The sequence below is a fragment of the Micromonospora sp. DT53 genome (assembly GCF_049841535.1).
Lineage (GTDB): Bacteria > Actinomycetota > Actinomycetes > Mycobacteriales > Micromonosporaceae > Micromonospora.
Genome location: NZ_JBNCKM010000007.1, coordinates 373,211 through 385,403, shown reverse-complemented (window position 1 = coordinate 385,403; position 12,193 = coordinate 373,211). Strand labels below are relative to the sequence as shown.

12 protein-coding genes are annotated in these 12,193 nt (G+C 72.2%); 6 read left to right on the top strand and 6 right to left on the bottom strand.

Going from position 1 to position 12,193, the window contains the following annotated elements; genetic code table 11:
* Positions 1-137: 137 nt before the first annotated feature.
* On the bottom strand, positions 138-1,523 hold the full coding sequence (eccB, locus tag ACLQ3B_RS23585; RefSeq protein WP_425782859.1) for a type VII secretion protein EccB: 1,386 nt from the start codon (positions 1,521-1,523) through the stop codon (positions 138-140).
* A 129-nt stretch (positions 1,524-1,652) separates the two neighbouring features.
* Between eccB and ACLQ3B_RS23580 the strand changes: the two genes are divergently transcribed.
* Together ACLQ3B_RS23580 and ACLQ3B_RS23575 are read left to right on the top strand one after the other, a co-directional pair.
* A complete protein-coding gene (locus tag ACLQ3B_RS23580; RefSeq protein ID WP_425782858.1) occupies positions 1,653-2,372 on the top strand; it encodes a spermidine synthase in 720 nt (239 codons plus the stop codon).
* A gap of 97 nt (positions 2,373-2,469) precedes the next feature.
* On the top strand, positions 2,470-2,646 hold the full coding sequence (locus tag ACLQ3B_RS23575) for a hypothetical protein (protein ID WP_425782857.1): 177 nt from the start codon (positions 2,470-2,472) through the stop codon (positions 2,644-2,646).
* 16 nt (positions 2,647-2,662) lie between these two features.
* Here ACLQ3B_RS23575 and ACLQ3B_RS23570 read toward each other — a convergent pair whose 3' ends face one another.
* Positions 2,663-4,465, bottom strand: a complete 1,803-nt coding sequence (locus ACLQ3B_RS23570) for an acyl-CoA dehydrogenase (RefSeq protein ID WP_425782856.1) — start codon at positions 4,463-4,465, stop codon at positions 2,663-2,665.
* 155 nt (positions 4,466-4,620) lie between these two features.
* Between ACLQ3B_RS23570 and ACLQ3B_RS23565 the strand changes: the two genes are divergently transcribed.
* The 3 genes from ACLQ3B_RS23565 (at position 4,621) to ACLQ3B_RS23555 (ending at position 6,231) form a co-directional block, all read left to right on the top strand.
* Positions 4,621-5,043 (top strand): MmcQ/YjbR family DNA-binding protein, encoded by a 423-nt coding sequence (locus ACLQ3B_RS23565; protein ID WP_425782855.1) that lies wholly within the window; start codon positions 4,621-4,623, stop codon positions 5,041-5,043.
* Positions 5,044-5,115: 72 nt separating this feature from the next.
* Entirely contained in the window at positions 5,116-5,496 is a 381-nt protein-coding gene (locus ACLQ3B_RS23560) for a VOC family protein (RefSeq protein WP_425782854.1), read from the top strand.
* Between the two features lie 39 nt (positions 5,497-5,535).
* The gene (locus ACLQ3B_RS23555) at positions 5,536-6,231 is read left to right on the top strand and encodes an alpha/beta fold hydrolase (RefSeq protein WP_425782853.1); all 696 of its coding nucleotides are present in this window, start codon (positions 5,536-5,538) and stop codon (positions 6,229-6,231) included.
* 87 nt (positions 6,232-6,318) lie between these two features.
* On the opposite strand, the gene ACLQ3B_RS23550 is transcribed toward ACLQ3B_RS23555, so the two are convergent.
* From ACLQ3B_RS23550 to ACLQ3B_RS23540, 3 genes are all read right to left on the bottom strand, one after another.
* Complete coding sequence (locus ACLQ3B_RS23550) at positions 6,319-7,587, bottom strand: MFS transporter (RefSeq protein WP_425782852.1); 1,269 nt, start codon at positions 7,585-7,587, stop codon at positions 6,319-6,321.
* Positions 7,584-8,180: an ArsR/SmtB family transcription factor gene (locus tag ACLQ3B_RS23545; RefSeq protein ID WP_425782851.1), complete on the bottom strand. Its 597-nt coding sequence runs from the start codon at positions 8,178-8,180 to the stop codon at positions 7,584-7,586. The genes ACLQ3B_RS23550 and ACLQ3B_RS23545 overlap by 4 nt, the downstream gene beginning before the upstream one ends.
* A 63-nt stretch (positions 8,181-8,243) precedes the next feature.
* Complete coding sequence (locus ACLQ3B_RS23540) at positions 8,244-9,872, bottom strand: LLM class flavin-dependent oxidoreductase (protein WP_425782850.1); 1,629 nt, start codon at positions 9,870-9,872, stop codon at positions 8,244-8,246.
* Positions 9,873-9,986: 114 nt separating this feature from the next.
* Between ACLQ3B_RS23540 and ACLQ3B_RS23535 the strand changes: the two genes are divergently transcribed.
* Positions 9,987-10,583: a MarR family winged helix-turn-helix transcriptional regulator gene (locus ACLQ3B_RS23535; protein ID WP_425782849.1), complete on the top strand. Its 597-nt coding sequence runs from the start codon at positions 9,987-9,989 to the stop codon at positions 10,581-10,583.
* Positions 10,584-10,655: 72 nt separating this feature from the next.
* On the opposite strand, the gene ACLQ3B_RS23530 is transcribed toward ACLQ3B_RS23535, so the two are convergent.
* A complete protein-coding gene (locus ACLQ3B_RS23530) occupies positions 10,656-12,167 on the bottom strand; it encodes a phosphoesterase (protein ID WP_425782848.1) in 1,512 nt (503 codons plus the stop codon).
* Between the last annotated feature and the right edge of the window lie 26 nt (positions 12,168-12,193).

The window sequence follows — 12,193 nt, the reverse complement described above, 5'->3', positions numbered from 1 at the left end:
GCACCGTCTGCCGCGCGGTGCTTCCCGGTGATCAAGAGGTTTGCGTCAAAACGTGGCGCGAGCCTGACGCAAACCTCTTGATCACCGCCGCCATGCCGTACGACACCGTCGGCAGGCCGTCGGCCGGGTTTGGGTGATTAGTCTGGGGCGGCTACGGCGCGGGCGGCGGCCGGGTCGAGGGTGGCGCCGGCGGGCACCAGGCTGACCAGCCCGGCCGGCAGCCGCACCGGTCGCACGTCGCGGTAGCCGAGCATCGGGAGCACCTCCCGGTCGGCCAGCACGTACCGTCGGCCCAGGTCGGTGACCACGGAGACCGCGCCGCCGGTCGCGCCGGGCGCCGCGGCGGCCTCGACCACCGCACCGCGGCCCGGCTCGACCACCACGTGGTCGGCCAGCACCGCGCCGCCGGTGGGCGCGGTGCGGGGCACGGCCGTCAGGTCCCGCAGCGGTACGCCGAAGCGCACCGCACCCACACCGCCGTCGTCGCCGATACGGGTGCAGAGCGCGCCGCCCTCGCCGGCCGCGAGCCGGGGTGGCGCCGGTGGCGGGGCGTTCGGGCCGGTCGGGGCGAGATCGGGCACCGTGGGCAGCGCGGCGAACCGGCCCAACGTCATCGACGCCGGCCCGACCTGCCCAGTGCGGGCCAGCAACAACCCCGCCTGCAACTCGGTGATGCCGGCCAGGCCGCCGTCGAGCGCCACCGCGTACTGCCGGCCGCCACCGGAGTTGCTCACCAGGTAGACCGTGCCGATCGTGGCACCCGGCACGCGGGTGGCGGGCCGACCCAGCGTGGGCAGGTCGAGCGGGGCGAGGTCGGCGCCGGCGGGCAGCGAGTTGAGCAGTGCCGGCGCCACCGGGACCGCCTGGGCCCGGGTGGTGGCGAGCGCCGCCAGCACCCGGCTGGGATCACGGACGAGGTAGCGCCGCTGGTGCCAGACCAGGTGCAGCCCTCCGTCGGGATGGCGCAGCAGCAGCGCGTCGTCTCCCAACGGCCGGCCGCCGTCGGGCTCGGTGCCGATCAGCAGCGCGGAGCGGGGAGCCTCGACGCGCGCGCCGGCCGGGCCCGTCGAGCAGACCGTCCACGCCGTGGCGGCCAGCCGGCCCGGGGCGGGCAACGAGTCGGGTGCGTCGGCGATGCCCAGCGGCAGCCCGCGCGGCACCCCGTCGATCGTGCGCCGGGACACCAGCACGGTCTTCGAGCGGTCCGCGCCGACGATGAGCAGCGCGGATGCGTAGTTGAGCACCGGATGCAGCTTCTGCTCGCGATAGACGAACCGGGCGCCGGACTCCTTCTCCACGATCACCGCGCCCGGGTCGCGCCACCCCTTGCCGCCGCCGGCGAACAGGCCGTAGAGGGCGAAACCACCGAGCCCGATCGCCGCGACCAGGACGCTGGCCAGGCCGGCGCCCGCCAGCCGCCGAAACGGCGACTGCGCGGGGTCGGTCTCCCGCATGACCAGGGCGGCGACTGCCCGCTGGACGCTGAACTGGTAGGAGTGCAGCTGGTCCTGCCGCGACGGCATGAGTCTCCTCCGGTGGATCGGCCGGGCACAGGATATGCGCTGCGTCGACGTCCCGTGGACCCTGCGTGGCCGCCCGTCGCGGGGCAACCGCTACCATCCGTGGACGAATCCGGCGGCGAGAGGGCACCCGTGGGCGCGCGTTTCGAAGAGCTGGCCTGGCGGGAGACTCCGATCGGTGCGATCAGTCTGCGCCGACGCCGGGACCCGGCTCTCCAGGTCGAGGTGTACGAGGTCAAGCTCGACGACGAGTACCTGATGTCCAGCCTCTTCCCGGTCGCGGAGATCGAGCTGGCCCGACTGGGTCTCGCCGAGGTGGCCGGTGACTCGCTCGACGTGGTGGTGGGTGGTCTCGGGCTGGGCTACACCGCCTGCGCGGCGCTGGGCGACCCCCGGGTGCGCTCACTGTTCGTGGTGGAGGCGATCGAAGACGTGATCGACTGGCACCAACGAGGGTTGCTGCCGTTCGCGGCGGGGCTCGCCGAGGACCCCCGGACCCGCTTCGTGCAGGCCGACTTCTTCGCGGCGGTGGCCGGTGACACCGGTTTCGACACCGAGGTGCCCGGACGGCGGTTCGACGCCGTGCTGCTCGACGTCGACCACTCCCCGCGCAACGTCCTGCACCCGAGCCACGCGGCGTTCTATCCGCCGGCCGGGTTGCGCCGCCTGGCCGCCCTGCTACGCCCCGAGGGTGTCTTCGCGCTCTGGTCGGACGACCCGCCGGACGCCGAGTTCACCGACGCGCTCACCGAGGTGTTCGCGAGCGCACGCGCGCACGTCGTGCCGTTCGCCAATCCGCTGACCGGCGGGGAGTCGGCCAACACCGTCTATGTGGCGCGCACCGGCCCCTGATCGACTCCGGTACGCCGCCAGCGCATGGTGTCGACCGGACGGGGAACGAGAAGCCGGGGCCGGCCGCACCAGGCGCGGCCGGTTACGGGAGGTCGACATGCGTGCACTGCTCTGGGTCGTCGGCGTGGTCGCCGGTGTGCTGATCCTGCTCGGGTTGATCCTCGAGGCGGTCCGCTGGCTGATCATCATCGGTGTGATCGCGCTGGTGATCGTGATCGTCTGGGGCGTCGTCAAGGGGCGGCGGGCCGTGAGCCACCCGTCCCGCCGACGGTGACGGGCGGCGGGACCGGTCAGAACCAGTTCGGGCGCATGTCGAGGCTCGTCCGATCCCGGCTGTCCAGCAGGTCGAACTGCGGGCCGGTCCGGGGCAACTCGACGGCGAAGAAGTAGCGGGCGGCCTGCCGCTTGCCGGCGTGGAACGCGTCGCCGGCCCCCTCCGGCGGCAGCGCCAGCACCTGCTCCAACCACATCCAGGCGATCACCACGTGCCCGACGGCCTCCAGGTAGGCGCTGGCGTTGGCCAGCGCGAGCACCGGGTCACCGTCGGCCCACAGTCGACGGGTGACCGCGGTGACCCGGTCCACCGCGGCGGCCAGCCGGCCCGCCAGCTCGGCCACCTCACCCTCGGCCTTGCGGGCCCGCTCGACCGTGTCGCCGATCGTCGTGGTGAGCAGGGCGAGACCGGCACCGCCCTGCATGGTCATCTTGCGCCCCAGCAGGTCCAGTGCCTGGATGCCGTGGGTGCCCTCGTGGATCGGGTTGAGCCGGTTGTCCCGGTAGTGCTGCTCCACGTCGTGGTCGCGGGTGTAGCCGGCGCCTCCGAGCACCTGGATCGCCAGGTCGTTGGCGGCGAGGCACCACTGCGACGGCCAACTCTTGGTGATCGGGGTGAGCACGTCCAGCAGCAGGTGCGCGCGCTCGCGGTCGGCCTCGGTCGGGGCGGTCTTCTGCTCGTCGAGCAGCCGCGCGCAGTAGAGCACCAGCGCCAGCGCGCCCTCCACGTAGCTCTTCTGCGCCAGCAGCATCCGTCGTACGTCCGGGTGGTCGATGATCGGCACCTGCGCGGCGGCCGGGTCCTTCGCGCCGACCGGTCGGCCCTGCGGCCTCTCCTTCGCGTACGCCAGGCTCTTGAGGTAGCCGGTGTAGCCCAGCGCGGTGGCACCCGCCCCGACCCCGATGCGGGCCTCGTTCATCATGTGGAACATCTGCGCCAGGCCCTGGTGCGGTGCGCCGACCAGGTGTCCGACCGCTCCGGCGCGACCGGCGGGGGTGTGCGCCCCGTCGCCGAAGCTGAGCAGGGTGTTGGTGGTGCCCCGGAACCCCATCTTGTGGTTGAGCCCGGCCAACACCACGTCGTTGCGCTCGCCGAGTGACCCGTCCGGGCCGACCAGCACCTTGGGCACGATGAACAGCGAGATGCCCTTGACGCCGGGCGGCGCCCCGGGGATGCGGGCCAGCACCAGGTGGACGATGTTCTCGGCCAACTCGTGGTCGCCGCCGGAGATCCACATCTTCGTGCCGAAGAGCCGGTACGTGCCGTCCGCCTGGGGTTCGGCGCGCGTGGTGATGTCGGCCAGTGAGCTGCCGGCGTGCGGCTCGGACAGGCACATGGTGCCGAAGAACCGACCGTCCAGCATGGGCCGGACGTACGTGTCCACCTGTTCGGGGCTGCCGTGCGCCAGCAGCAGGTTGGCGTTGCCCAGGGTGAGGAACGGGTACGCCGAGGTGGCCACGTTGGCAGCCTGGAACCAGGTGAAGCAGGCCGCCGCGACCGCGTGTGGCAGTTGCAGGCCACCGATCGTGGCGTCCAGCCCAGCGGTGAGCAGGCCCGTCTCGGCGAAGCTGTCCAACGCCGCGCGGACCTGCGGGATCAGCCGCACCCGCTGCCCGTCGAAGGTGGGCTCGGCGAGGTCGGCGGCGCGGTTGTGCGGGGCGAACTGCTCGGTGGCCACCCGCTCGGCGAGGTCCAGGGCGTCGTCGAAGGTCTCCCGGGAGTGCTCCGCGTAGCGGGGACGCTCGACGAGTTCGGACACCCGCAGCCACTCGTGCAGCAGGAAGTCGAGGTCACGGCGGGAGAGCAGGGTGGACGGCACGGCACTCCTCAGCGGGCACGGGGGGCGGGTCGGGCCGGGGCGACGGCCCACGGTCGCCCCGGCCCATCCTGGCCGATCTACCGGGCGTACACCACCGGCCCGGGTGGGGTTCGACGAGCGGAACTTGTCACACCGACCGGTTAGCGTCGTTGCCCGTGACCGCACCCGGAGACGTCCCGCCCGAGGTCCTCGACCGGCTACGGCCGATCTGTCTCGGGCTGCCGGAGACCTACGAGGAGCCCGCCTGGGTGGGCATCCGCTGGCGGATCCGCAAGCGGACCATCGCCCACGTGCTCACCGTCGATCCCGATCGCCAGCCGGTCCACGCCCGGGCCGCCGCACTCGACCGGCCCGCCTGCCTGCTGACCTTCAGGTCGCCGCTCGACGAGATCGCCGGGCTCCTCGGCACGGGACACCCCTTCTACAAACCGGACTGGGCCCCGAACGTGCTGGGCATGGTCCTGGACGGGACCACCGACTGGGACGAGGTGGGTGAGTTGCTCACCGAGAGCTACTGCGTTCTGGCCCCGAAGCGGCTCGCCGCCCGGGTCGGCCCCCCGGCGCCGCCGACCGGGTGAGCGCCGGCGGCCCTCTGCCGCCGACGGTTCCGGCCGGCACGCCACGTCCGCATCCTCGATATCCTGTCCGGCATGCACCGAAGCCGTGTGTACGCGCTGCTGATCGACGCTCCCGAGGCGGAGGCCGCCCGAGCGGCGGAGTTCTGGTCGGCGGCGCTGGGCGTCGGCACCCGGTCCGATCCGGCCGAGCCGCAGTTCGTGGGCCTGCACGAGGCACTGCCGGGGCTGGTCACCGCGGTCCAGTCGGTCGACGACGCGCCGCGCTTCCACCTGGACATCGAGACCGACGACGTGCCAGCCGAGACCGCGCGGTTGACGGCCCTGGGCGCCACCGAGGTGTCGCAGTGGCTGGAGTGCCGGGTCCTGCGGGCCCCCGGTGGCCACCTGCTCTGTGTGCTTCCGGTGGCGAGTCCGCCGGAGCTGTTCGCCGCCGAGGCCCGCACCTGGTCGTGACCCGCCGACCTGTCGCAGGTCGGCGTTAGGCTCCCGGCCATGGCTGAATTCGTGTTGGTGGCAGGGGCGTGGCTGGGGTCGTCGGCATGGGACGAGGTGCTGCCGCCGCTGCGGGCGGCCGGCCACGGCACGCACCCGCTGACCCTCTCCGGCCTCGCCGACAAGCGGGATGTGCCCGCCGGGCAGCAGACCCACGTGCAGGACATCGTCGACGAGATCGAGGGCCGCGACCTGCGCGACGTGGTGCTGGTCGGGCACAGCTACGCGGGCATTCCGGTGGGTCAGGCCGCCGAGCGGATCGGCGACCGGTTGACCCGGGTGGTCTTCGTCGACTCCGAGGTGCCGGTCGATGGTGGGTCGTTCGCGTCCGGATGGTGGCAGGGCCAGGCGACGTTCGAGGCGCAGATCGCCGCCAACGGCGGCTACTGGGCTCCGCTCGACGTTGCCGACTTCGAGGGTCAGGATCTCACCGATGAGCAGATCGCGCGCCTGGTCGCCGCTTCCACTCCGCACCCGGGCGCCACGCTGACCGAGCCGGCCGTGCTGAGCCGGCCACTGGGTGAGCTGCCGACCACGTACGTCAAGTGCCTGCTCGACGGGCCTGAGCCCAACGACACGGTGGCCAAGCTGCTGACCAGCGAGCACTGGCGACTGGTCACGATGGCCACCGGCCACTGGCCGATGTTCTCCCAGCCCGCCGAGCTGGCCCGGGTTCTGTTGGCCGAGGCCGCCTGAGCGACGGTGGCCTCGGCCACCGGCCCAGGCCACCGCGGACCGAGGCCGTCGCGACCGAGCCACCGCGGACCGAGGCCGCCGCGGCCTTCAGGCCGCGTCGAGGGTTCTGATGTGGCGCACCGGCGACGCGGCCAACCACAGCACGGCGAGCACGCCACCCAGGCCGGCGATGGCCAGGGTGGGCCGCAGCCCGATGGTGGTGCCCAACGCACCGCCGACCAGCGCGCCGAGCGGCCGGATGCCGTAGTTGACGGCACTGTAGGCACCGGCCCGGCGCCCCAACGCGTCGTCGGGTGTCACGGCGGTGAGAAGGGCGTTGAGGTTCACGTCCATCAGCATCACCCCGACGCTGGAGACCAGCTCGATGGCCGCCAGCATGGCCACCTTCGTCCAGGTGGGTCCGGACACCAACGCGGTCAGCGCCAGCGGCGCGGGGAAGAGCACCACGCCGATCATTGCGGTACGGCCCAGACCGATGGCGCGCGAGATCCGTGGAGCGAGGGCCGCACCCGCGAACCCGCCGAGCGCTCCGAACCCGAAGGCGACGCCGATCGCGCCGGCCGACAGGTCGAGTTCGCGGCTGGCGTAGAGCACCAACAAGGCGGTGGCGATGAAGGTGAAGAAGTTGACAGTGCTGGTGCAGCCGAGGGCGGCCCGCAGAACGGGGTGCCGCAGCACCAGCACGAGCCCTTCGCGGACCAGGCCGAGAGTGGACGTTTGACGCGGCGGGGGTGGCGACTCGGTCACCGGGATGCGGCGGAGCAGCAGCGCGGAGCCGACGAAGGACACCGCGTCGACGACGATCGCGACCGGCGCGCTGAGCGCCTGGACCAGCCCGCCACCGACGGCCGGGCCGGCGATGAAGGACAGTGACCGGCTCATGCTCATCTTGCTGTTCGCGTCCACGTACGCCGATCGCGGCACCAGGGCGACGAAGAACGCCTGACGCGCCATGGCGAAGAGCACCGCTCCGACGCCGGTGAGCAGTGCCACCAGGTAGAGCTGGGTGAGGGTGATCGCGTCGAACAGGTAGGCCACCGGCAGGCTGAGCAGCACCGCGGCGCGGATCAGATCCGCGATGATCAGCAGCCGCCGCTTGTGGGTGCGCTGGTCCACCCAGGCGCCCAGGAACAGGCCCAGCAGGTTGGGCAGCCAGATCAACGCGGTGAGGACGCTGACCTGCACCGGTGTGGCGGTGAGCAGGGTGACGGCGATCAGCGGCAGGGCCAGTTCGCTGATCCGATCGCCGAACTGGGAGATCGTCTCGCTGACCCAGAAGGTGCGGAAGCGCCGGTCGCGGTGCAGGGCCGGCGGGGGCCCGGTGTCGGTCTCGGTGGGGGCGTCGGTGGCGGTCATGACGCGGCCGGGTCGTCGTCGCCGGGTTCGGGCAGCAGGTACCGCAGCATCCGGATGATCCGCGCGTCGGCCGGGGCCGACTCCTCCTTGCGCCGCACGTACGGGGCGATCAGCTCTTCGATCGACTCTTCCAGTTGCCGCAGCTCGTCGGCGGTGGCCACGAACCGGGTGTCGGCGATGCCGGCCAGCGCCCGCCACTCGTCGGTCAGTCGGGGCTCGTCATGCAGCAGCCACTGCTGGGGTGCGTCGGCGTTGCGGGCGAACATCTCGCCGCGTAGCTGCTGGCTGGCGGACTTTCCCTCGGTGCCCTCGGGCACCGTGAAGCGGAAGCCTCGGGCTGCCGCCTGCCACCAGCGTTCCCGCTTGCTGGTGGCGCCATCCCAGTCGGTGACCAGGCCGAACGTCGCGAGGTGCCGCAGGTGCCAGCTGACCACCGACGGTGTGGCGCCGACGTGCGGTGAGAGCCCGGTGGCCGTGGCCGGGCCGTGCCGCTGAAGGTGCTCCAGGATCGCCAGCCGGACCGGGTGGGCCAATGCCCGCAGCGCCTGCGGCTCGGTGATCTCGAAATCCCCATACGGATTCTTGAGAGACATGTTTCGAGAGTAGTCTCTCAGATCAGATGAGGGAACCCCCGAGCCGCTGCGGCCGCGCGTTGATCAGGCGATGCCCAACCGTGCCAACGGCTCGACCAGTTCCCGCTCCTCATAGCTGAGGTGCGACAACAGGGCGTCGGTGAGCAGGTCCACCGCGGCCCGCAACTCGGCGAGACCGTCCGGAGACCCGACGTACGCGACCAGGGCCCGGTCGACGCCCTCCAGCACGTCGTGGATGACGTGGTGCTCCTGCTCCAGCCGGTCGACCACCGGGCCGAGTCGGGGGTCCCGTGCCCGCAACCGGGGGAAGAACGACTGGTCCTCGATCGTGTGGTGGGTGGTGACGATGCGGCAGTACGACTCGCAGTAGACGCCGAGCGTCCACCGGTTCTGCCGCATGGTCATCGTGTTGATGTGCGACCGGGCCGCACCGGCGTCGATCTCGCCGGCAGCCACCTGCTCGATCAGCTCGTGAATCTGGGCCAACTCGGCGCGCAGACCGTCGTGGATCTGCACGAGGTGCGCGCCGGTGGCCTGCTCCTGCGGGGTGTACGTGCGCTCCGGGTCGGGCACGGGCCCGGTCGGCCGGGTCGACTCGTCCCACACCTGCTGCTCGCTTCGTCGTACACCGTCGTCGGGGGTCGGCACCACGGCGAACGCGCCGCCGGTCGCCGTGGCGCGGCTCACCCGAACCTGCGGCGCAACGGCCGGCTCCGGCTGTGCCGGCGTACGCTCCGGCTCCGGCTGTGCCGGCGTACGCTCCGGCTCCGGCTGTGCCGGCGTACGCTCCGCAGCCGCGCCCCGGTCGCGTTCGGCCGCGACCAGCTCGCGGACGGACGGGGCCACCTCGCCGGCGAACCGACGCAGGTCGTCGGGGTCGTCGCTGCCGAGGATGAAGGTGCCGACGCCCTCCCCCAGCGCCAGCTCGGCCAGCTCCTCGGCCCACTGCTCGGCGGGCCCGTCCAGCGGCCCGCGTCCGACGGGCGAGAACTGTCCGCTGATGTTGAGCAGCCGACGCACGTCCTGCGGGGACCGGCCGGCCTGTTGCGCGGCGTCGTCGATGATCGCATTGCCCCTGGCCAGGTCACCTGGCTGGAGGTAGCCCAGCGAGGGCAGCCAGCCGTCGGCCCGCCGACCGGTGAGCTGGAGCATCCGGGGTTTGTACGCACCCAGCCAGATCGGCGCCGCGTGGGCTGGAGCGGGGCCCCGCTTGGCGCCCACCACCCGGTAGAACTCGCCGTCGACCCGCACTCCGCCGCGCGTCTCGACGTCCCAGAGCTGGCGGATGACCTCGATGGCCTCCTCCAGCGCCCGCACGCCCTGGCCGGGGGTCAGCCGCCGGCCGCCCATCGCCTCGATGGCATCCCAGAACGCCCCCGCGCCGAGGCCGAGGCCGACCCGGCCACCGCTGAGCAGGTCCAGGCTGGCCACGCTACGGGCGAGCACCGCGGGCGGGCGCAGCGGCAGGTTCGTCACGTTCGCCGCCAGGTGCACACGGCTGGTGCGGGCCGCCACGAAGCTCAGCAGCGTCCAGGTGTCGAGGAACGCCGGCTGATACGGGTGATCCTGGAAGGTGACCAGGTCCAGCCCGACCTGCTCGGTCAGGACGGCGAGGCCGACCGTACGGTCCGGATTGCCAGCGCCTGGCGTGACGAAGGATCCGAAGACCAGGTCGTGGCCGTAGTCGCTCATCTGCGAGCCTCCCGTTTCCCCCGACGCGTCGGACGATGCGCCGTGAGCTTAACCTTATGTCACACAGAACATCTTCTGCCAACAAGGTCTCGCTCACTGCGGTATTGTCGGGGCATGACGGGTGCCACTCACCGGCCGGACCGGCCCGATCCGCTCGACGACGACCTGGGCTGGATGCTGGGGATCGTCTTCCGTGGCTACGTCCGGGCGGCCGAGCACGCGCTCACCGACTTCCCCGGTGGCCCACGCGGCTACCAGCTGCTCACCGCGGCGGCCAACGGGCCGGCCCGGAACCAGGGCGCGATCGCCGAGGAGATCGGCATCGATCGCACCGTCCTCACGTACCTGATCGATGACCTGGAGCGACCCGGGTTCGTCGCCCGTCGCGCCGACCCGGCCGACCGGCGCAACCGGCTGGTCGAGGTCACCGACGCGGGCCGTGCCGCCTGGGAGCAGCGGCGGTTGGCGCTGCGGCAGGTCGAGTCACATCTGCTGGGGGCGCTGACGCCTACCGAGTCGGCGACGTTGCGGTCACTGCTCCAGAAGGTCGCCTGCTCGGCCCAGGCGGTGGACCCGCTGCGCGACCTCTGCGAGGTGGTGACGCAGGCGCAGGCCGACCCGGCGGCACCCGTTGCGCGCCGGACCGGCGCCGCGGCGGCGCGAAGCGGTCGAACCGCCACCCCCCGAGCCCGCCGCCGCAGCGCCGACTGACCGCAGGGCGGGCCGGCCCCGCACCGCCCGACGTCGTCCGCCGAGCGGGTGCCGGACCGGCCCGCGACATCCCTACCGCACGTGCACGAACACCGGGTTCGAGTAGAACCACAGGTCGTCCCACGGGCTCTCCAGCCCGTCGGCGAGCGGCTCGGCCTCGTCGGTGCTGGTGCCCCGCACCCGCGCGTAGGTGTCCGCCTCGACGTTGCGCAGGGTGTGCCGGATGACGTAGCTGTCGCCGTGCCGCCGCCAGTCCCGCGGGCCGAACCGGGCCGCCACCTTGGTGGTGGGGTTGGTGTCGGCGTCCAGGTTGGCGTTCGGGCCGGTGATCTGGCCGACGATCAGGTCGACTCGGCGGACCTCGGGCCGGTCGCCGTTCGCGTTCACCCCACCGAGCGGGCGGAACGTGATCTCGATATCGACATCGGTACGGCTCCGACGGCTCACCGTGATCGTCTCGCCCACCTCGGCGGTCCGACCCTGGGAGGTGGCGGTGACGTCGAGGCCGCGGATCAGGTCGCCGGTGGTGACCCAGATCCGGCCGTTGCGCAGACCGTCCATGATGTCGCCGTAGTCCTGGCGGGCGTGCACGTACGTCTTGCTGTACTCGCCCGGCCAGAAGTCGGAGCCACCGCGGGTCCAGTGCACGTGCGAGTCCGAGGTCGCGGTGATCCACCAGCGCCGACCCTCGCCGAGCAGCGAGTCCCACAGGCCGCCGACCCGGGCGGTCATCTGGTCGAATCCGCCGTAGGTGGGGTGGTTGCCGTAGCCGCCCCGCTTGCCACCGTTGAGCGGGCCGGCCTGGTGGCCGGGCGCGCCCTCGAAGCCGATGTAGACGTCCGGCGCGGCGTTGTTGCCGTTGCGGAACTCGCGCGGGGTGTCCTGACCGTAGACGCCGAGACCGGGCGCCGAACGGGACGCGTGGTGGGCGATCACCAGCGGCTTGTGCGGCATGCCCCGGGCGACCTTGAGGAACTCCACCATCCTGGCCTCGGTGTCGCGGGCCGGATCGGTGGGGAACGCGTCGTACTTGGCGAACCGGCTCTCCAGCTCGAAGAGCTGCTTCGCCTCGTCGTCGTGGCGCGGGATCATCAGCGTGTGGTGGTCCAGCGAGGGCGCGTCGAACTCCATGCCCCAGAACTGGAGCACCTCGGGGACCAGCTTGCGCGACCGCAGCAGGTCGGGGTACGCCTGCTCGATGTTCACCTTCGAGTGGGTCGGCCCACCGTGGTCGGTGCACATCGCCCAGGTCAGGCCGAAGTTCTTCGCCATGATGGCGTTGGTGACGATCGGGTAGACCGCGTCCGCGCCCTTGTGGAAGACGATCGGGGACTTCGTGGTGTCGAACTCGCCGCTGTACTCGGAGTGGATGTGGTGGTCGCCCGCGCGCCACACCCGGTTCTTGGAGTTACCCCGGTCGGTCCTGTCGTCGTCACCCGGGCGGCGGTCCTCGTCGGCCCACGCCGCTCCGGCGCCGACGAGCGGGCTGGCGGCGGCCAGCGTCGCGCCGACGCCCGCGTACTTGACCAGCTTGCGCCGGGACAACTGCGCGTGCTCGGTCTCTTCGGGATGCTTGTCTCTCACGTGAGAGCCTTTCCTCGATCAAGCGA

What these genes read in the sequence shown, in the direction of transcription:
- ACLQ3B_RS23560 (WP_425782854.1), top strand. Translation starts at nt 5,116, where the DNA reads ATGCACCGAAGCCGTGTGTACGCGCTGCTGATCGACGCTCCCGAGGCG.
- eccB (WP_425782859.1), bottom strand. Translation starts at nt 1,523, where the DNA reads ATGCCGTCGCGGCAGGACCAGCTGCACTCCTACCAGTTCAGCGTCCAG.
- ACLQ3B_RS23555 (WP_425782853.1), top strand. Translation starts at nt 5,536, where the DNA reads ATGGCTGAATTCGTGTTGGTGGCAGGGGCGTGGCTGGGGTCGTCGGCA.
- ACLQ3B_RS23545 (WP_425782851.1), bottom strand. Translation starts at nt 8,180, where the DNA reads ATGTCTCTCAAGAATCCGTATGGGGATTTCGAGATCACCGAGCCGCAG.
- ACLQ3B_RS23575 (WP_425782857.1), top strand. Translation starts at nt 2,470, where the DNA reads ATGCGTGCACTGCTCTGGGTCGTCGGCGTGGTCGCCGGTGTGCTGATC.
- ACLQ3B_RS23550 (WP_425782852.1), bottom strand. Translation starts at nt 7,587, where the DNA reads ATGACCGCCACCGACGCCCCCACCGAGACCGACACCGGGCCCCCGCCG.
- ACLQ3B_RS23540 (WP_425782850.1), bottom strand. Translation starts at nt 9,872, where the DNA reads ATGAGCGACTACGGCCACGACCTGGTCTTCGGATCCTTCGTCACGCCA.
- ACLQ3B_RS23535 (WP_425782849.1), top strand. Translation starts at nt 9,987, where the DNA reads ATGACGGGTGCCACTCACCGGCCGGACCGGCCCGATCCGCTCGACGAC.